This window comes from Caballeronia calidae (assembly GCF_900044055.2).
Classification (GTDB): Bacteria; Pseudomonadota; Gammaproteobacteria; order Burkholderiales; family Burkholderiaceae; genus Caballeronia; species Caballeronia calidae.
In genome coordinates this window covers 35198-52840 of sequence record NZ_FCOX02000016.1, presented here as the reverse complement: position 1 = coordinate 52840, position 17643 = coordinate 35198, and the positions used below count along the sequence as shown (strand labels likewise).

The window sequence follows — 17643 nt, the reverse complement described above, 5'->3', positions numbered from 1 at the left end:
ATCGGCGCGATTTCCGGGAACTTGAGGCTTCTTCGAGGCTTTTTGAAAGCCGTTGGGCAGTGAATCGGCGACAGGGGTTCAGCGCAGCACCACGAACTGCCAGAAGAAAAACACCGCGAGCGACACCGCAATCGTCAAAAGCGGCCGCTTCGTGAGCGCGCAAACGATAATCGCGACGATCGCCGCGACCAGCTGCGGATTGCGCCACGTGATCTCGGCGCCGCTGCCGTGCGGCGAGACGGTCATCGGCACGATGATCGCGGTGAGCACCGTCACCGGCACGAACGAGAGGGCCGTGCGCACGATGGGCGGAAACGGAATGCGCTCGCCCAGCACGAACACGGCGGCGCGGATCGCATACGTGACCACCGCCATGCCGACGATCAACCAGACATAGTTCATTGCGTGCGCTCCTTCGGATTCTTCAGGCGGTTCTTCTCCTGCGGACGATTTTCCATCAGCGTGAGCACCATGCCGACCGCGACGCCTACCAGCACGGCCGCGAGCAAGCCGAGCTTGTACGGCCAGCCCTGCCACGCGAACGACAGCACGCCCGACGCCAGCGCCGCCGCGACGAAGCGCACCGCGACGAGCTGCGGCACGATGATCGCGATGAAGGTCGCGACCATCGCGAAGTCGAGTCCGAGCGATTTCAAACCGGGGAACGCCGCGCCGAACAGCAGGCCGATGAGCGTCCACATCTGCCAGTTCAGATACATCGCGACGCCGGAGCCGAAGAAGTAGTGCGGGCCGGTCTCGCCGGGCGGGCGCTTCTGATAGTGCGCGTAGGCGACCGCGAAGACTTCGTCGGTCATGATGCCCGCGAGCGCCCAGCGCCAGCGGCGCGGCAGATGCGCGACATAGGGCGCGAGCGTCGCCGAATACAGCACGTGACGCAGATTGACGACGAGCGTCGTCGCCCAGATGACGGCGAAGCTCGCGTGCGATGCGATCAGCCCGACCGCAATGAACTGCGCGGAGCCCGCGAACACCGCGAGCGACATCAGCTGGCCGTGCCAGAGCGTGAGCGGACTTGCGGTGACGAGCGTGCCGAAGATCACGCCGAAGGGCGCGGCGCCGACCATCATCGGGATGGTGTCGCGGGCGCCGGCGGCGAATTCGCGCAGCCCGGAGCCCGACGAATTCGCGGACGGTTGAGCGGGTGTTGCTTTCAAGATTTCCTCCTATGGAAGCGAGGATACGTAAAACACCGGTTCGAATGCTTGTACGTTCTTGCGCTTTCGCGTCGCCGGAACGCGCGGATCAGCGCCAGCGGCCGGGCGGCACGCCGAACGTGCGCTTGAAATGACGCGTGAAATGGCTCTGGTCGGTGAAGCCGCTCGCCGCCGCGACATCGGTCACGGAGGCGCCCGCGCGCAACGCGGGCAGCGCACGCACGATGCGCATCTGGTTGCGCCACGCGTGCGGCGCGAGTCCCGTTTCGCGCGTGAAGAGGCGGGCGGCGTGGAAGGTCGAGAGGCCGACCGTCTGCGCCAGCTCGGCGAGGGTGAGCGGTTCGAGCAGATCGTCGGCGAGGCGGGATTTCATCGTCGCGACGCGGTTGGCATCGGCGGCGAGCGGGGCGATGCCGGGGCGCTCCAGCGCGTGACGGCCGATGAGCGTCGTCACGGCATCGACGAGCGCGGTTTCCGCGGCGAGCGGATCGACGCCGCTTTCCAGCAGCCGATGCGCGCACACCAGCCGCCGCGCGAGATCGGTGTCGCGGATGATATCGACGGGAAACCACGGCGACGCCGCCGGCCGCGCCGACATCTCGCGCGCGAGATCCTCGACGAACGGCACCGGCAGATAGAACACGCGATACCGCCAGCCGGCATCGACGGCCCGCGCGCCGGTATGCACTTCGCCGGGATTGATTACCGGCACCGAGCCCGCTTCGGCCACGTGATGCGCGCCGCGGTAGTCGTAGCACTCGGCGCCCGCTTCGATGACGGGCACCGTGTAGGCGTCGTGCCAGTGCGGCGAGAATTCGTGGTCGTAGTATTCGGCCGTGACCATGTCCGCGTCCGGCACGAGCGGCGAGCGCCAGTAGCGTGCGGCATTGCGGAAACGGGCGGCGTTCATGACGGAAGAAATCGGCAGCGGGAGGCGGAATCGGACAGTTTACAACTTTGTCGCATCCCGGGCCGGACAGTTGGACCTCACTTGACCGGTATGGTCGTGCCCGCGGGCACCGGCACGGCGGTCACGCTGTTCTTCGGGCTGCCGGTCGCGATGCGGTCGCTGTAGGTCAGATAGACGAGCGTGTTGCGCTTCGTATCGACAATGCGCACCACATGCAGCGTCTTGAAGATGAACGACATGCCGGCGGAAAAGACATCGGTTTTCTGCTTGAGCGGCTGTGTGATCTTGATCGGCCCGACCTGGCGGCAGGCGATCGACGCTTCCGTCGGATCTTCCGCGATGCCGAGCGTGCCTTTGACGCCGCCCGTGCGCGCCCGCGACACATAGCAGGTCACGCCTTCGACGAGCGGATCGTCGTAGGCGTCGACACTCACGCGGTCCGAGCCGGTGAAACGGAAATTGGTATTGACGCTGGCGATTTCTTCCCCGTGCGCGAGTCCCGCGCCGAGGAAAGTAGCGAGCGATGCGGCGAGTGCGAGGACGGAGCGTTTCATCGTCAGCCTTCAGAAAAGAGAAAGGGCGTCGTATTGTATCGACGCCCTTGACTCTTTTGATGCATCGCCGCGCTGCCGGTCAATGAAAGATCAGATACAGAATCACCAGCACGATCACGGGAACGCCGAGCAGCCATCCGAGCAGATAAGGCATGTTGTCCTCCTTCGCGTGTTGTTTGTTGACGGTTCCAGTATCGCGAAGCAGAACGCCGCACGTTAGCCGTGCGCGTCCGAAATCCATGTAGGCGTTGTCCTATCACGACTTTCTTGACGCTTACAGATTCGTAATGTGATTCGATTCAAGCGACACGGTTCTTCTTCGCCATCAGGTCGCGGTAGAGCGTACGCACGTAATCGAGATGCGCGCCCGCGCACTCGCGCGCCCGCGCCGGATCGCGCGCGACGATCGAATCGAAGATCGCGCGATGCTGCGCCAGCAGGGTCGCTTCGATCTGGTCGTCATAGTCGACGAGCCGGTGCGACGTCAGCATCGATTCGCGCACGAGCTCGTCGAGTCCGTGCATCACGTGCGTCAGCGCGACGTTGTGCGTCGCGTCCGCGATCGCGAGATGGAACGCCGCATCCTTCTCCGCGATGCGCGTGCTCTTCTCCACGACGGCGGTCCGCAGCGCGTCGAATGCGGCCGCGATGCGCGCGAGATCGGCTTCGGTCGCGCGCTCGGCGGCGTAGGCGGTGGAGAGCGTTTCGAGGCCGTGGCGCAGTTCCAGCACATCGGCGCTCGCGTCCGGTTGCGCTTCGAGCAGGGCCGCGAGCGGATGCGACACGAGCGGCGCCGTCACGTCCGATACGACGAAGCCGCCGCGTCCGGCCGCGCGGATGAAACCGTCCGATTCCAGCCGGATCAGCGCCTCGCGCAGCGACGGGCGCGACACGTTCAACTGCTCGGCCAGATCGCGCTCGGCGGGCAGGCGCTGACCGGGCAGCAGCGTGCCGTTCGAAATCAATTCCCGAATCTGCCCGGACACGACATCGGAAAGGCGCACTCGGGCGTAGGAATGCGCATGGACGGGCTGGAAGGTCATCGTTCGCCGCGAATGGAAGGTGGAACCTGAGGATTGCCCCAGTTTGACACGAAACAGCCGCCTCTTTAAAGTCTTGGTCAGACCAAGCTTACCAAGCGCCGCCCGTCATCCTCGCAATCGGACCTCCATGAAAGTTGCCCTGTTCGTTCCCTGTTTCATCGATGCGTTCTATCCGCAGGTCGGCATCGCCACGCTGGAGGTGCTCGAGCGCCTCGGGCTGGACGTCGATTACCCGCAGGATCAGACCTGCTGCGGCCAGCCGATGGCCAATAGCGGCGCGCACAAGGTCGCCGCCAGCGCCGAGCGCGTGTTCGCGCGCAATTTCGCCGACTACGACTACGTCGTCGGGCCGTCGGCGAGTTGCACGCACCACGTGCGCGAGCACTTCACCGCGATCGAGCAGACGAGCGCGGTGCAGAAGGTGCGGCGCAATACCTATGAACTCGTCGAATTCCTGCATGACGTGTTGAAGGTGCGCGAGTTTCCGTGGGCCGAGTTTCCGCACAAGGTCGGGCTGCACAACAGTTGCAGCGCGGTGCGGCATTTGCGCGAGACGTCGAATTCGGAGATCGCCGGCACGCCGTATTCGAAGCCGCGCGCGTTGCTCGAAGGCGTGAAGGGCATCGAGTTCGTTGCGCCCGCGCGTCCGGACGAATGCTGCGGATTCGGCGGGACGTTCTCGGTGACGGAAGAGGCCGTCTCCGTGCGCATGGGGCAGGACAAGGTGCGCGATCACGTCGGGGCGGGCGCGGAGTACATCGTGTCGGGCGATATGTCATGTCTCATGCATCAGCAGGGCTGCGCCGAGCGCATGAAAGCCGATGCGAAGTTCATCCATATCGCGCAGGTTCTGAACGGAGCGCGCGCATGAGCAAAACCGTTCGTATCGATCACGCGAAAGCGGCGGGCGCGTTTCTGCAGAAGCCGGATCACGTCGCGTTCCACGACAAGCGCCTGTGGGATTTGCGCACCAAGCGCGACGCGCAGGCGCACGGCATCCCCGAATGGGAGGCGCTGCGCAATCTCGCGTCGGGGATCAAGGAGCACACGCTGTCGAATCTCGCGGATTACATCGCGCAGTTCGTCGATCAGGCGGAGAAAAATGGCGTCGTCGTGCATTTCGCGGCCAATGCGGAGGAGCACAACGCGCTCGTCCACAAGCTGATGAGCGAGCGCGGCATGACATCGCTCGTGAAGAGCAAGTCGATGCTGACCGACGAGTGCTACATGCGCGATTACCTCGAGCCGCGCGGCATCACGGTGATGGAAACCGATCTCGGCGAGCGGATTCAGCAACTCGATCATCAGGACCCGAGCCATATGGTCGTGCCCGCGGTGCACAAGCTGCGCGCGGACGTGGCCGAGCTGTTCGGCAAGACCATCGGCACCGATCCGAAGAACAGCGACATCCACTATCTCGCCGAAAGCCAGCGCATGAACACGCGGCCGTATTTCGTGCGCGAAAAGACGGCGGGCATGACGGGCTGCAACTTCGCGGTCGCGGAGACGGGCACGGTCGTCGTGTGCACGAACGAGGGCAACGCGGATCTGTCCGCGAACGTACCGCCGCTGCATATCGCGTCGATCGGCATCGAGAAGATCATCCCGACGATCGCCGATCTCGGCGTGTTCGTGCGGATGCTGTCGCGCAGCGCGCTCGGTTCGCCGATCACGCAATACACGTCGCACTTTCGCGCGCCGCGTCCGGGCGCGGAGATGCACTTCATCCTCGTCGACAACGGCCGTTCCGAACGGCTCGCGATGGACGACTTCTGGTACTCGCTCAAGTGCATCCGCTGCGGCGCGTGCATGAACACGTGCCCGGTGTATCGAAGGAGCGGCGGCTTGTCCTACGGCGGCACGTATTCCGGGCCGATCGGCGCGATCATCAACCCGACCTACGATCTCAAGCGCTACAGCGCGCTGCCGTTCGCATCGACGATGAACGGCAGTTGCACCAACGTCTGTCCCGTGAAGGTGAATATCCACGAGCAGATCTACAAATGGCGCGAAGTGATCGCCGAGAAGCACGAAGTGCCGTTCGTGAAGCAGGAAGTGCTGAAGATGGCGGGGCGCCTCCTCGCGAGCCCGACGCTTTATCGCGCGACGGTCGCCTCGCTCGGCGGCGCGCTCAAGCGTCTGCCCAACTTCGTGCTCTATAACCCGCTGAATATCTGGGGACGCCAGCGCGACTTGCCCGAAGCGCCCGCCGAGACTTTTCACGAGTGGTACAAGAAGAACCGTTCATCTGCCGGACAAGTTGCCAAATGACGACCCGCGAAGCTTTTCTATCGAAGATCCGTGCGGCGCAGCCGGCGTCGCGCCCGCGTCCCGATGTGCCCTTGTTTCCGACGCCCGAAGGCGATCTGCGCGAGCGTTTCGCCACGGCGCTCACCGCGATGGGCGGAACGTGCGTGGAGGCGTCGAGCGCGGAGGAGGTTCAGGCGATGATTGCCGCGCGTTTCGGCGCGGACGCGATCGTGGCGTCGGCGGTGGCGGGCATCGAAGGCAATCGCGCCATTTCGTGCGATACCGCGCCGGCGTCGCTTCAGGATGTCGATGTCGGCGTCGTGCGAGGGCGCTTCGGTGTCGCCGAAACCGGATCGGTCTGGTTCAGTGAGGAAGAGTATCTCGTGAACTCGATCGGCTATCTGGTGCAGCATCTCGTCGTGCTGCTCGATCCCGCGCTGCTGGTCGAAGGCTTGCAGCAGGTTTATCGACGGCCCGATTTCAAGTCGGCGCGTTATGCGGTGCTGGTGACGGGGCCATCGGCGACGGCGGATATCGAAGGTGTGCTGATTCGCGGCGCGCAGGGCGTGCGCTCGCTGACGGTCGTATGGCTTGCGTGAAGTTTCAGGCAGCGCGGAAAAACAAAAAGCCCAGTCGCGTGACTGGGCTTTTTGCTTGGAAGCTTTTTGGCTCCCCGACCTGGGCTCGAACCAGGGACCTACGGATTAACAGTCCGGCGCTCTACCGACTGAGCTATCGGGGAACAACTGAAACATCTACATCTGCAACTGAGATAAAAAACCCAGCCGATGGACTGGGTTTCTTTGAAACCGCTTGCTGGAGTTTTTGGCTCCCCGACCTGGGCTCGAACCAGGGACCTACGGATTAACAGTCCGGCGCTCTACCGACTGAGCTATCGGGGAACAACTGAAACATCTACATCTGCAACTGAGATAAAAAACCCAGCCGATGGACTGGGTTTCTTTGAAACCGCTTGCTGGAGTTTTTGGCTCCCCGACCTGGGCTCGAACCAGGGACCTACGGATTAACAGTCCGGCGCTCTACCGACTGAGCTATCGGGGAACATCTACAGCAGAGAAGCGGAATTATAGGGAGCTGGTGCTAGGGTGTCAACGCTAAATCGTCATTCAATACACTTTTTTGCATTGAACAATCCGATGTTGGCGGCCTGGCCGCAGCGAAATCAACGCTCGAGCAGGTTCAGCTTTTCCTTGACGTCCTTGAACTCGTCCGCTTCAGGAAGCGAGCCCTTCGTCTTCGTGATGCTCGGCCAGTTGCGCGCGAGCTCGGCGTTCAGTTCGGTGAAGTGCTGCTGGTCCGAGGGCACATCCTCTTCGGCGTAGATCGCGTTTACCGGGCATTCGGCGACGCACACGGCGCAGTCGATGCACTCGTCCGGATCGATCGCGAGAAAGTTGGGACCTTCGCGGAAGCAATCCACCGGGCACACGTCCACACAATCGGTGTACTTGCACTTGATGCAGCTTTCGGTCACAACGTGAGTCATTCAGGCTCCTGCATGCGTAATTCGTGGGGGCGGCGCCCTGGGCGGCTGCATGGGCCGCGAGATGCGCGTGGCGAAACGCATATTGTAGCGTAACGGTAAAAGCGGGCGCGAGCCGCGCGAAGCGCCCTTTATATCGATTCGTGATGTATGTATGCGCGCCTTCATAATAGGGCGGAGCATGGGTCATGCCCTCGCGCACATTCGGGTAACATGACCCTAAAGACCGGCTCGCGCTCGCAATAGATATCAGGCCAAGGCGCGTGGTCGATTCGCGTGGATGTTCCCGTCAGAACCATGATCATCAATTCGCTGCTCGATACCGACCTCTACAAGTTCACGATGATGCAGGTCGTGCTGCATCATTTCCCTGCGGCGCATGTCGAGTATCGCTTCCGCTGCCGCACGCCGAATGTGGATCTCGTGCCGTATATCGACGAAATCCGCGACGAGGTGCGCCAGCTCTGCAGTCTGCGCTTCGAGGAAGAGGAGCTGGACTATCTGCGGCGCATGCGCTTCATCAAGAGCGACTTCATCGATTTCCTCGCGCTCTTTCATCTGAACGAGAAGTCCATCCGCATTGCGCCCTCGCCGAAGAACAACGGCGAGATCGATATCGAAATCGAAGGGCCGTGGCTGCACACGATCCTCTTCGAGATTCCGGTGCTCGCGATCGTCAACGAGGTCTATTTCCGCAACACGCAGCGCAAGCCCGAGTTCGAAACGGGCCGCGAGCGCCTGCGCGACAAGATCAAGCTGCTCGCCGCGCCGCCCGAATACTCCGACTGCAAGATCGCCGATTACGGCACGCGCCGGCGCTTCTCCGGGCAGTGGCACGAGGAAGTGGTGCTGACGTTGAAGGAAAAACTCGGCGCTCAGTTCGCGGGCACGAGCAACGTCTTCTACGCGATGAAACACGGTCTGCGTCCCTTGGGAACGATGGCCCACGAGTACCTGCAGGCGTGTCAGGCGCTGGGTCCGCGTCTGCGGGATTCGCAAATCTTCGGCTTCGAAATGTGGGCGAAGGAATACCGCGGCGACCTCGGGATCGCGCTGTCGGACGTCTACGGCATGAAGGCGTTCCTGCGCGACTTCGACATGTACTTCTGCAAGCTCTTCGACGGCGCGCGCCACGACTCCGGCGATCCCTTCGACTGGGGCGAGCGCCTCATCCGGCATTACGAGGAAAACCGCTGCGATCCGCGCACCAAGGTGCTGGTATTCTCCGACGCGCTCGATATCCCCAGGGTGCTGCAACTGTATGAGCGCTTTCGCGGGCGCTGTCAGCTGGCGTTCGGCGTCGGCACCAATCTCACCAACGACCTCGGCTATCAGCCGCTGCAGATCGTCGTCAAGATGGTCCGCTGCAATGGTCAGCCGGTCGCGAAGCTCTCGGATTCGCCCGGCAAGAACATGTGCGACGACAAGGCTTATCTCGCGTATCTGCGCCAGGTATTCGGCATCGAGCAGCCCATCGAAGAAAACTGATCGCGCTTTCTGCGCGTTCGGCCTATGCCGTTCGGACGAGGTTCGTCGCCGAATATCGCTCGCTATAATTCGGACGCGTCGATCAAACCGGCGCGCACGAAACTCAAGCACGCAAACACGAGGACGGCACCATGGATACATCGGCCGCGCGCCGCAATATTCTCGCGCGCATTCGCAGCGCGCAGGGCCGTCGCGGCACGCCCACGGACGCCGAGCGCGCAACGGCGCAAGAGTATGTCGAGCGGCATCCCGCGGGTCCGCGTCCTCCGCTGCCTCAGTCTCGGGACGATCTCATCGCGCGGTTCCGGCTCGAAGCCGAGCGTCTTTCCTCGACGGTCGCCGAAGTCGAGTCGCTTGCCCATGCTCCCGCCGAAGCCGCGCGCTATCTGCAGTCGCTGAATCTTTCCACGGATGTCGTCGCGTGGCCCGCGCTCGCCGATCTTCCATGGGCGCAAGCGGGCATTCAGGCAGCGCTGCGCAAACCGGCGGACGCCGATCTCGTCGGCATCACCGGCTGCTTCTGTGCGACGGCTGAAACCGGTTCGCTCGTGCTGCTGTCCGGCGCCGATACACCCGCGTCCGGCGCACTCCTGCCGCAGACGCATATCGCGATCGTGCCGGCGTCGCGCATCGTCGCGGCGCACGAGGACGCGTTCGCGCTGATGCGCGCCGAGCGGGGCGAGTTGCCGCGCGCGGTGAACTTCGTATCGGGGCCATCGCGTACCGGCGATATCGAACAGACCATCGTGCTCGGGGCGCATGGGCCGTATCGCGTGCATGTGATCGTCGTGCGCGGAGCCTGAATCAGATGCGGCGGACCGTTTTCGGCGTCTTGTGCGCGGCGCTGGCGCTGATCGGTGCGCCCGCCGTCGCGGCCACACCCGGCGGCGCGACGCTTCCGGCAACCTGGGGCATTCCGTTCATCGGCATCCTGTTTTCCATCGCGGTCTTTCCGCTCGTCGCGCCGAAGGTCTGGCATCACCATTTCGGCAAGATCGCGGCCGCGTGGGCGCTCGCGTTTCTCGTGCCGTTCGCGCTCGCGTTCGGCATCGGCACGGCGGGCAGCGTGCTGGTTCACGCGATGCTCGAAGAGTATGTGCCCTTCATCATTCTGCTGGCGTCGCTCTATACGGTGGCGGGCGGCATCTGCGTGCACGGCAATCTGCATGGCTCCGCGCGTCTCAATACCGGACTGCTCGCACTCGGCACCGTGCTCGCGAGCCTCATGGGCACGACGGGCGCGGCCATGCTGCTCATTCGTCCGCTCCTGCGCGCGAACGACAATCGCAAGCACGTCGTGCATGTGGTCGTGTTTTTCATCTTTCTGGTCGCGAATGCGGGCGGCTCGCTCACGCCGCTCGGCGATCCGCCGCTGTTCCTCGGCTTTCTCAATGGCGTCGGCTTTTTCTGGACGACGCTGCATCTCGCGCTGCCGATGCTCTTCGTCTGCGCCGTGCTGCTCGCTCTGTTCTACATGCTCGACAGCCACTACTGGCGCCGTCACGACGCGCGCTCCGCGTTTCTCGACCCGACGCCCGACACGCCGCCGCTCGGCATCGACGGCAAGATCAACTTCGCGCTGCTCGCGGCGATCGTCGCGCTCGTGCTGATGAGCGGCATCTGGAAGCCGGGCATCGCGTTCGATGTCTTCGGCACGCAGGTGCAGTTGCAGAATCTCGCGCGCGACGTGCTGCTCATCGTCGTGCTGCTGGCCTCGCTCGCGCTCACGCCGAAAAGCGCGCGTGCCGGCAACGCGTTCGACTGGGCGCCCATCGAGGAAGTGGCCAAGCTCTTCGCCGCGATCTTCATCACCATCGCGCCGGTCATCGCAATTCTCCGCGCGGGCGAGGCGGGCGCGTTCGCGGGCATCGTGCGCGCGGTGTCGGATGCGCATGGCAAACCGGTCGACATCGCTTATTTCTGGGCGACGGGCCTCTTGTCCTCGTTTCTCGACAACGCGCCGACCTATCTCGTGTTCTTCAATCTCGCGGGCGGCGATGCCCGCACGCTCATGACCACGGACGCCACCACGCTCGCCGCCATCTCGGCGGGCGCGGTCTTCATGGGCGCGAATACGTATATCGGCAATGCGCCGAATTTCATGGTGAAGGCGATCGCCGAATCGCGCGGCGTGCGCATGCCGAGTTTCTTCGGCTTCATGGCGTGGTCGGGCGCGATCCTTCTGCCGCTTTTTGCCGTTCTGGGCTGGCTGTTTTTCTAGGAGCAATCGATGAAGAAGGTACTTGTCGCGCGTCCCACGTTCCCCGATGTGATCGAACGCCTGAAACAGTATTTCGATGTCGAAGCGAATCTCGGCGACGTGCTTCCGCAGGACGAATTCGCGCGCCGTCTCGCCGATAAGGACGGCGCGTTCACCGCGGGCGAGTGGGTCGGCGACAAGGAGCTGGCCGGCGCACCGAACCTGAAAGTGGTCGCGAACATGGCGGTCGGCTACAACAACTTCGACATGAAGGCGTTCGACGCGCACGAGGTGCTCGGCACCAATACGCCGAACGTGCTGAACGAAACCACCGCCGATTTCGGCTGGGCGCTGATGATGGCCGCCGCGCGCCGCGTCACGGAGTCCGAGCACTATCTGCGCGCGGGCAAGTGGCAGAAGTGGTCGTTCGATTCGTTCCTCGGCAACGATGTCTACGGCTCGACGCTCGGCGTGATCGGCATGGGACGCATCGGCCAGGCGCTCGCGCGGCGGGCGAGCGGCTTCAACATGCGCGTGATCTATCACAACCGCTCGCGCGTCGCGCCGGAGATCGAGCGGGAGCTGAACGCCGAGTACGCATCGAAGGAAGACCTGCTCAGGCGTGCGGATCATGTGGTGCTCGTGGTGCCTTACTCGAAGGAGAGCCATCACACGATCGGCGCGGCCGAGCTCGCGCTGATGAAGCCGACGGCCACGCTTACGAACATCGCGCGCGGCGGCATCGTCGACGATAACGCGTTGATCGTCGCGCTGCGCGAGAAGCGCATCGCGTCGGCGGGCATCGACGTGTTCGAGGGCGAGCCGGATTTCAACCCGGATTTCCTGCTGCTCGATAACGTCGTGCTGACGCCGCACATCGCGAGCGCGACCGAGGGCACGCGCCGCGCGATGGCCAATCTCGCGGCGGACAATCTCATCGCCGCGCTGGGCGAGGGCCCGCGCGCCGGCAATCCGCCGAACCCGATCAATCCGGACGTACTCAAGAAATGACGGAAATGCTGGTTGGCGCGGTCGCCTTGCTGGCGGCCGCGCTGGTGGTCTCGCTCATCGCGCTCGTCATGACGATGCGGCGCCACTCGAACGCGGTCATCTTCGATGAGTTCGAAGCGCTCACCGATCGCGTCAACGACATGGGCGAGGCCCACGCGCGCGCGCAGGAAAGGCTCGAACGCGGCCTGCGCGGCGATATCGCGGAAAGCGCGCGCGTGTCGCGCATGGAGTCGCAAAGCGGCTTCACGCAATTTCATCAGACGCTCGCGACGCAATTGGCGAGCACATCGAGCGTGCAGAACGCGCAATTCGATGCGCTCGCGCAGCAACTCGCACAACAGAGCCAGCAGGCGCGCGAGGATCAGGGCAATGCACTCAAGCGTTTCGCCGATTCCATGTCGCTGCATCTGTCGCAGCTATCGGAGGCGAACGAGCGGCGGCTCGCGGAAGTGCGCGCGACGCTCGAAGCGCGCCTGAAGGACATCGAAGCGAACAACGCGACGAAGCTCGAAGAAATGCGCAGAACCGTCGACGAGAAGCTGCACGCGACGCTGGAGCAGCGGCTCGGCGAATCGTTCAAGCTCGTGTCGGACCGGCTGGAACAGGTGCATCGCGGGCTCGGCGAAATGCAGACGCTCGCGGCGGGCGTCGGCGATCTGAAGAAGGTGCTGACCAACGTCAAGACGCGCGGCATCTGGGGCGAAGTGCAGCTGGAATCGCTGCTGGAACAACTGCTCACGCCCGATCAGTACGCGAAAAACGTCGCGACGATTCCGAAGAGCAACGAGCGCGTCGAGTTCGCGATCAGGCTTCCCGGCCGGCACGATGCACCGGGCGCGCCGGGCGATGCCGCCACGCCCGTGTGGCTGCCCATCGACGCGAAGTTTCCGCGCGAGGACTACGAGCGCCTGATCGATGCTCAGGAGCGTGCCGATCCGGCCGGCGTCGAGGACGCGTCCCGCGCGCTCGAAGGCCGCTTGCGCGCGGAAGCGAAGTCGATCGCGCAGAAGTACGTCGCGCCGCCTCACACGACCGACTTCGCGCTGCTCTTCCTGCCGACCGAAGGGCTCTACGCGGAAGTGCTGCGCCGTCCCGGTCTGAGCGACGCGTTGCAGCGCGAGTATCGCGTGACCATCGCCGGACCGACGACGCTGACCGCGCTGCTCAACAGTCTGCAGATGGGCTTCCGCACGCTCGCCATCGAGAAGCGTTCGAGCGAGGTGTGGCAGGTGCTCGGCGCGGTGAAGACCGAGTTCGGCAAGTTCGGCGAAGTGCTGGCGAGAACGAAGACGCAGCTCGAGACCGTCACGCGCTCGATCGAGGCGGCGCAGACGCGCACACGGCAGATGGGCAAGCGCCTGCGCGATGTCGAGGCGCTGCCGGGTGAACAGGCGGCGGGGCTGTTGGGCGATGCGCTCGGCGATCCGTCATCGCCCGAAAGCGACGACGATCTCTGAGTTACGAGGCGAGGCGTTCGAGCGGCTCGCCCGTCACGCGCACGATGCGCCAGTCGGGCAGCACGGTCGCGCCCATTTTCTCGTAGAAGTCGATCGCGTTCTGATTCCAGTCCAGCACCGACCACTCGAAGCGGCCGCACTGGCGCTCGACCGCGAGCGCGGCGAGATTCTTGAGCATCAATGTGCCGAGGCCGCTGCCGCGCATCGAAGGGCGCACGTACAGGTCTTCGAGATAGAGGCCGCGCTTGCCGAGGAAGGTCGAGAAGTTCTGGAAGAAGAGCGCATAGCCGACGATTTCGCCCGCCTGCTCCGCGACGAGCGCCTCGGCGGCGGGGCGCGCGCCGAAGAGCGCGTCGTGCACGCCTTCTTTCGTCGCAATGAACAGGTGCGTGAGCTTCTCGAACTCGGCGAGCTCGTACATCAGGCCGAAGATCGCGGCGACGTCGCCGGGTGTGGCCGATCGAATGTCAGGAGCGCTCACGCTTCCTCCGGTGCATCGGACAACACGATCTCGATGCCGCCGAAACGCGACGCCACCCAGTTGTACGCGTGACACGCGATCCACAGCAGAACGAAGCCGAGAATCGCGTTCAGCAGCAGCGCGCTCGTGACGGTGCTCACTTCCACCGAGCCGTATCGCACGAACGCGACCACGACGCCGAGCAGCACGATCGGCACGCTGAAGGTCAGATACACGAGGATCAGCGCCTTGGCGGTCTGTCCCGGTGCAATGGATGAAATCTGCTTTTTCATGGAAGGAAGCCCCGTCTATCGATGTAGGAATGGTTGTCCTGGCGATGCTCGTTGCCGCGCCCGTCAGATCAGGCCGTCGAACGGCACGATGTCGACGTCGTCGCCGGCGTCGATGTCGCCGCGCGCATGCTCGAGCACGATGAAGCAGTTGGCTTCGCTCATCGAGCTGAGCACGCCGGACCCCTGCGGGCCGGTCGTGACGACGCTCCAGCGGCCGTCGTCGTCGCGCGTCGCGATGCCGCGCTGGAACTCGGTGCGGCCCGCGCGCTTTTTCGTCGGCCCGGCAGCGGTCGCGCGGATGACCGCGAGCGGTTGACGCGTCGCACCCGACATCGCCAGCAGCGCCTCGCGCACGATGAAATAGAACGTCGCCATCACGGCGACCGGATTGCCCGGCAAGCCGAAGAATAGCGCCGACCTGCCGGTGCCCGCGCGCTCGCCCGACCACAGGCGGCCGAACGCGAGCGGCCGGCCGGGGCGCATCGCGATCTTCCAGAACGCGACGTCGCCGAGCGAATTCATCAACTCGCGCGTGAAGTCGGCATCGCCGACCGACACGCCGCCCGAGCTGATGACGACATCCGCGCTTTCGGTCGCCTGCCGCAATGCCTTTTCGAGCGATGCGCGGTCGTCGCGCACGATGCCGAGATCGATCGTCTCGACGTCGAGGCGCTTCAGCATCGCGAAGAGCGTGTAGCGGTTGCTGTCGTAAAGGCTGCCCGGGCTCAGCGTTTCGCCGACGGAGCGCAATTCGTCGCCTGTCGAAAAGAACGCCACCGTGAGACGCTTGTGCACGGCCACTTCGCCGATGCCGAGCGATGCGAGCAGGCCGAGATCCGACGCGCGCACGATGCGGCCGGCGAGCAGCGCCGGCTTGCCTTTCGCGAGGTCCTCGCCCGCGAGGCGGCGGTTCTGCCCGGCGCGGACAGCCGCGCTGGAGAAGCGGATCGCGTCGCCTTCGCGGGTCACGAGCTCCTGCGGCACGACGGTATCGCATCCCGGCGGGATGAGCGCACCCGTCATGATACGCACGCATTGATTCGCGCCCGGCGCGGTGGTGAACGGCCGTCCGGCGAGCGCCGTGCCTGCGACGGCGAGGTCCAGTGCGCTCGCGCCGCGCGACAGCGCTTCGCTCGCGAACGCGTAGCCGTCCATCGCGGAGTTGTCGAAGGCGGGCACGTCGATGGGCGAGATCACGTCTTCGGCGAGCACGCGGCCGAGCGCATCATGCAGGCCCACACGCTCGATCTGCGCGTCGCGCGTGCGCGGCATCGCCCATTGACGCACGATGTCCTGCGCGGCGGCGACTGGCAGCGCATCCGGATCGTAGTGGGCGACGCAGGCGGAAAATTCCTTGGACGTGGTCATGAATCGGCGTGGATCGCGGCCGGAATCCGGCGAAGAAGCAGCCACGAGGCCGCGCGGTGGTTGAGCGCCCGAACGTCAGAAGGCCGCGAAGGCGGCCGTGCGCGAACAGTCGGGTTGCAAATCGGATTGAATGAGTCAGCGGCGGTGCAGATCGGCCAACTGCTGTAAATCATTGATATTGTAAAACGCGCGTTCATCGTGAAATCGGACTTCCGCCGCCGTGTGGCGCGCGTACCACGCGCGAACCTTACGCTCGCCGGCGTCGAGCCAGGCGTCGAGATCGTCGGCGAGGGACGTGCGCACGAGCGCGAAAACCGGATGCGCCATGACTTCGCCGGACGCATCGACCGTCGCGGCGTAGGCGATGTCGGCGTGATGTGTGACGAGCGCGTGCATCAGCGCGGCGCCGAGATGCTCGTCGACGTAAGGGGCATCGCACGGCGCGGTCAGGACGAATTCGGTCGTCGCGGCGCGCAGCGCGGCAGCAATGCCGGCGAGCGGTCCGGGATAATCCGCGTGGGTGTCCGCGATGACGCGCGCCCCGAACGCCGCACCCAGGCGCTCATAGTCCTCGATGGAGCGATTCGCGCTGATCAGGACCGCGCTCGCTTGCGGCGCGATGCGCCGCATCACGTGCAGTGCGAGCGGCTCGCCGCGAAACGGCTGCATGCCTTTGTCGACGCCGCCCATGCGCGAGCCGCGTCCGCCCGCGAGCACGAGCGCAGTGACATTTGCGGATGAATGAGCGTTCAGCACGAGCCGCCGCCGCGCTCAGCCGCCGATGTACGACATCTCGACACGAGGCGCATCCTCGCGCGATGACGCCGACGCGCTGCCGCGCAGTTGCGAATAGCGGTCGCCGCGCGCTTCCCAGATGCGCGAGATCGCCGTCGCGACTTCGTCGTCGCTCGCGCCGCCGCGGATCAGGCCGCGCAGGTCGTGGCCCGACCCCGCGAAGAGGCACAGATAGAGCTTGCCTTCGGTGGACAGACGTGCGCGCGTGCAGGAGCCGCAGAACGCGCGCGTGACGCTGGAAATCACGCCGATTTCACCGCCGCCGTCGCGATAGCCCCAGCGCTGCGCGGTTTCGGCGGCCGTGTGCGCTTCGAGCGGTTCGAGCGGGAAATGCGCGTCGATGCGCTCGACCACTTGCGCCGACGGCAGCACTTCGCTCATGTTCCATCCGTTCGACGCGCCGACATCCATGTATTCGATGAAGCGCAGAACCGCGCCGCTGCCTTTGAAATGGTGCGCCATCGGGACGATTTCCTGATCGTTCGTGCCGCGCTTCACGACCATGTTGACCTTGATCGGATCGAGCCCGACGGCTTGCGCCGTTTCGATGCCGTTCAGCACGTCGGCGACGGCGAAATCGGCGTCGTTCATGCGGCGGAAGAGGGCGTCGTCGAGTGCGTCGAGGCTGACCGTCACGCGCGACAGACCCGCGTCCCTGAGCGAACGGGCCTTGCGCGCGAGCAGCGAGCCGTTCGTCGTCAGCGTGAGATCGAGCGGACGGCCTTCCGGCGTGCGCAGCAGCGAGAGCCGCTCGATCAGGAATTCGATGTTCTTGCGCAGAAGCGGCTCGCCGCCCGTGAGACGGATCTTTTCCACACCATGCGCGACGAACACGCGCGCGAGCCGTTCGATCTCCTCGAACGAGAGCAGGGCGGCGTGGGGCAAGAACTCATAATGCTTGTCGAACACTTCGCGCGGCATGCAGTACACGCAGCGGAAGTTGCAGCGGTCCGTGACCGAGATGCGCAGGTCGCGAAGAGGACGCGCGAGCGTGTCCGTAAGCAGCCCGGACGGCGACGTCGCGGCGCCGGAATAATCCGGAATCGAACTGACATCGGCCAGGGGAATGATGCGTCGGGACATGATGGCTGGGGGTTCGGCTCGGCCGCTGCGGCCTTGTTCGAATAATGGTTTG

20 protein-coding genes and 3 tRNA genes are annotated in these 17643 nt (G+C 64.5%); 8 read left to right on the top strand and 15 right to left on the bottom strand.

The window, feature by feature from the left end:
• Positions 1–78 precede the first annotated feature (78 nt).
• The 6 genes from AWB78_RS16630 to AWB78_RS16610 form a co-directional block, all read right to left on the bottom strand.
• Complete coding sequence (locus AWB78_RS16630) at positions 79–402, bottom strand: branched-chain amino acid transport AzlD family protein (RefSeq protein ID WP_062606085.1); 324 nt, start codon at positions 400–402, stop codon at positions 79–81.
• Positions 399–1088, bottom strand: a complete 690-nt coding sequence (locus AWB78_RS16625) for an AzlC family ABC transporter permease (RefSeq protein WP_232477734.1) — start codon at positions 1086–1088, stop codon at positions 399–401. Before AWB78_RS16625 ends, AWB78_RS16630 begins: the two co-directional genes overlap by 4 nt.
• Positions 1089–1263: 175 nt before the next feature.
• Positions 1264–2085 (bottom strand): helix-turn-helix transcriptional regulator, encoded by an 822-nt coding sequence (locus AWB78_RS16620; protein WP_062606081.1) that lies wholly within the window; start codon positions 2083–2085, stop codon positions 1264–1266.
• Between the two features lie 77 nt (positions 2086–2162).
• Positions 2163–2639, bottom strand: a complete 477-nt coding sequence (locus tag AWB78_RS16615; RefSeq protein WP_062606079.1) for a CreA family protein — start codon at positions 2637–2639, stop codon at positions 2163–2165.
• A gap of 79 nt (positions 2640–2718) precedes the next feature.
• Positions 2719–2880, bottom strand: coding sequence for a hypothetical protein (locus AWB78_RS46545; protein WP_157697537.1), 162 nt, complete (start codon positions 2878–2880; stop codon positions 2719–2721).
• Between the two features lie 58 nt (positions 2881–2938).
• Positions 2939–3682, bottom strand: a complete 744-nt coding sequence (locus AWB78_RS16610) for a FadR/GntR family transcriptional regulator (RefSeq protein ID WP_062606077.1) — start codon at positions 3680–3682, stop codon at positions 2939–2941.
• 127 nt (positions 3683–3809) lie between these two features.
• On the opposite strand from AWB78_RS16610, the gene AWB78_RS16605 reads away from it, so the two are divergent.
• Genes AWB78_RS16605 through AWB78_RS16595 form a run of 3 tightly spaced genes read left to right on the top strand, consistent with a single transcriptional unit; the run spans position 3810 to position 6531 of the window.
• Entirely contained in the window at positions 3810–4553 is a 744-nt protein-coding gene (locus AWB78_RS16605) for a (Fe-S)-binding protein (protein WP_062606076.1), read from the top strand.
• Positions 4550–5953: a lactate utilization protein B gene (locus tag AWB78_RS16600; RefSeq protein WP_062606074.1), complete on the top strand. Its 1404-nt coding sequence runs from the start codon at positions 4550–4552 to the stop codon at positions 5951–5953. The genes AWB78_RS16605 and AWB78_RS16600 overlap by 4 nt, the downstream gene beginning before the upstream one ends.
• On the top strand, positions 5950–6531 hold the full coding sequence (locus tag AWB78_RS16595; RefSeq protein ID WP_062606072.1) for a LutC/YkgG family protein: 582 nt from the start codon (positions 5950–5952) through the stop codon (positions 6529–6531). Before AWB78_RS16600 ends, AWB78_RS16595 begins: the two co-directional genes overlap by 4 nt.
• Before the next feature lie 67 nt (positions 6532–6598).
• On the opposite strand, the gene AWB78_RS16590 is transcribed toward AWB78_RS16595, so the two are convergent.
• The 4 genes from AWB78_RS16590 to fdxA all read right to left on the bottom strand — a co-directional run bounded on the left by AWB78_RS16590 (position 6599) and on the right by fdxA (position 7439).
• A tRNA-Asn gene (locus tag AWB78_RS16590) sits at positions 6599–6674 on the bottom strand.
• 84 nt (positions 6675–6758) lie between these two features.
• Positions 6759–6834: transfer RNA gene (locus AWB78_RS16585), tRNA-Asn, on the bottom strand.
• Positions 6835–6918: 84 nt separating this feature from the next.
• Positions 6919–6994: transfer RNA gene (locus AWB78_RS16580), tRNA-Asn, on the bottom strand.
• A gap of 121 nt (positions 6995–7115) precedes the next feature.
• Positions 7116–7439: a ferredoxin FdxA gene (gene fdxA, locus AWB78_RS16575; RefSeq protein ID WP_062606070.1), complete on the bottom strand. Its 324-nt coding sequence runs from the start codon at positions 7437–7439 to the stop codon at positions 7116–7118.
• Positions 7440–7733: 294 nt separating this feature from the next.
• Here fdxA and pncB point away from each other — a divergent pair, with 294 nt between their 5' ends.
• The 5 genes from pncB to AWB78_RS16550 all read left to right on the top strand — a co-directional run bounded on the left by pncB (position 7734) and on the right by AWB78_RS16550 (position 13592).
• Positions 7734–8924: a nicotinate phosphoribosyltransferase gene (pncB, locus tag AWB78_RS16570; protein ID WP_062606068.1), complete on the top strand. Its 1191-nt coding sequence runs from the start codon at positions 7734–7736 to the stop codon at positions 8922–8924.
• Between the two features lie 131 nt (positions 8925–9055).
• Positions 9056–9727, top strand: coding sequence for a LutC/YkgG family protein (locus AWB78_RS16565; RefSeq protein WP_062606066.1), 672 nt, complete (start codon positions 9056–9058; stop codon positions 9725–9727).
• Between the two features lie 5 nt (positions 9728–9732).
• On the top strand, positions 9733–11145 hold the full coding sequence (locus tag AWB78_RS16560; protein ID WP_062606064.1) for a sodium:proton antiporter: 1413 nt from the start codon (positions 9733–9735) through the stop codon (positions 11143–11145).
• A 9-nt stretch (positions 11146–11154) separates the two neighbouring features.
• Entirely contained in the window at positions 11155–12135 is a 981-nt protein-coding gene (locus tag AWB78_RS16555; protein ID WP_062606062.1) for a 2-hydroxyacid dehydrogenase, read from the top strand.
• Entirely contained in the window at positions 12132–13592 is a 1461-nt protein-coding gene (locus AWB78_RS16550; RefSeq protein ID WP_062606060.1) for a DNA recombination protein RmuC, read from the top strand. Before AWB78_RS16555 ends, AWB78_RS16550 begins: the two co-directional genes overlap by 4 nt.
• Before the next feature lies 1 nt (position 13593).
• On the opposite strand, the gene AWB78_RS16545 is transcribed toward AWB78_RS16550, so the two are convergent.
• From AWB78_RS16545 to moaA, 5 genes are all read right to left on the bottom strand, one after another.
• Positions 13594–14013 carry a GNAT family N-acetyltransferase gene (locus AWB78_RS16545; protein WP_062606257.1) on the bottom strand — a complete coding sequence of 140 codons (420 nt, stop codon included), beginning with the start codon at positions 14011–14013 and terminating at the stop codon, positions 13594–13596.
• Positions 14014–14069: 56 nt separating this feature from the next.
• A complete protein-coding gene (locus AWB78_RS16540; RefSeq protein ID WP_049655276.1) occupies positions 14070–14345 on the bottom strand; it encodes a hypothetical protein in 276 nt (91 codons plus the stop codon).
• A 63-nt stretch (positions 14346–14408) separates the two neighbouring features.
• Entirely contained in the window at positions 14409–15713 is a 1305-nt protein-coding gene (moeA, locus tag AWB78_RS16535) for a molybdopterin molybdotransferase MoeA (RefSeq protein WP_062606059.1), read from the bottom strand.
• A gap of 135 nt (positions 15714–15848) precedes the next feature.
• The gene (gene mobA, locus AWB78_RS16530; protein WP_232477733.1) at positions 15849–16403 is read right to left on the bottom strand and encodes a molybdenum cofactor guanylyltransferase MobA; all 555 of its coding nucleotides are present in this window, start codon (positions 16401–16403) and stop codon (positions 15849–15851) included.
• Between the two features lie 81 nt (positions 16404–16484).
• On the bottom strand, positions 16485–17591 hold the full coding sequence (gene moaA, locus AWB78_RS16525; RefSeq protein ID WP_062606055.1) for a GTP 3',8-cyclase MoaA: 1107 nt from the start codon (positions 17589–17591) through the stop codon (positions 16485–16487).
• Between the last annotated feature and the right edge of the window lie 52 nt (positions 17592–17643).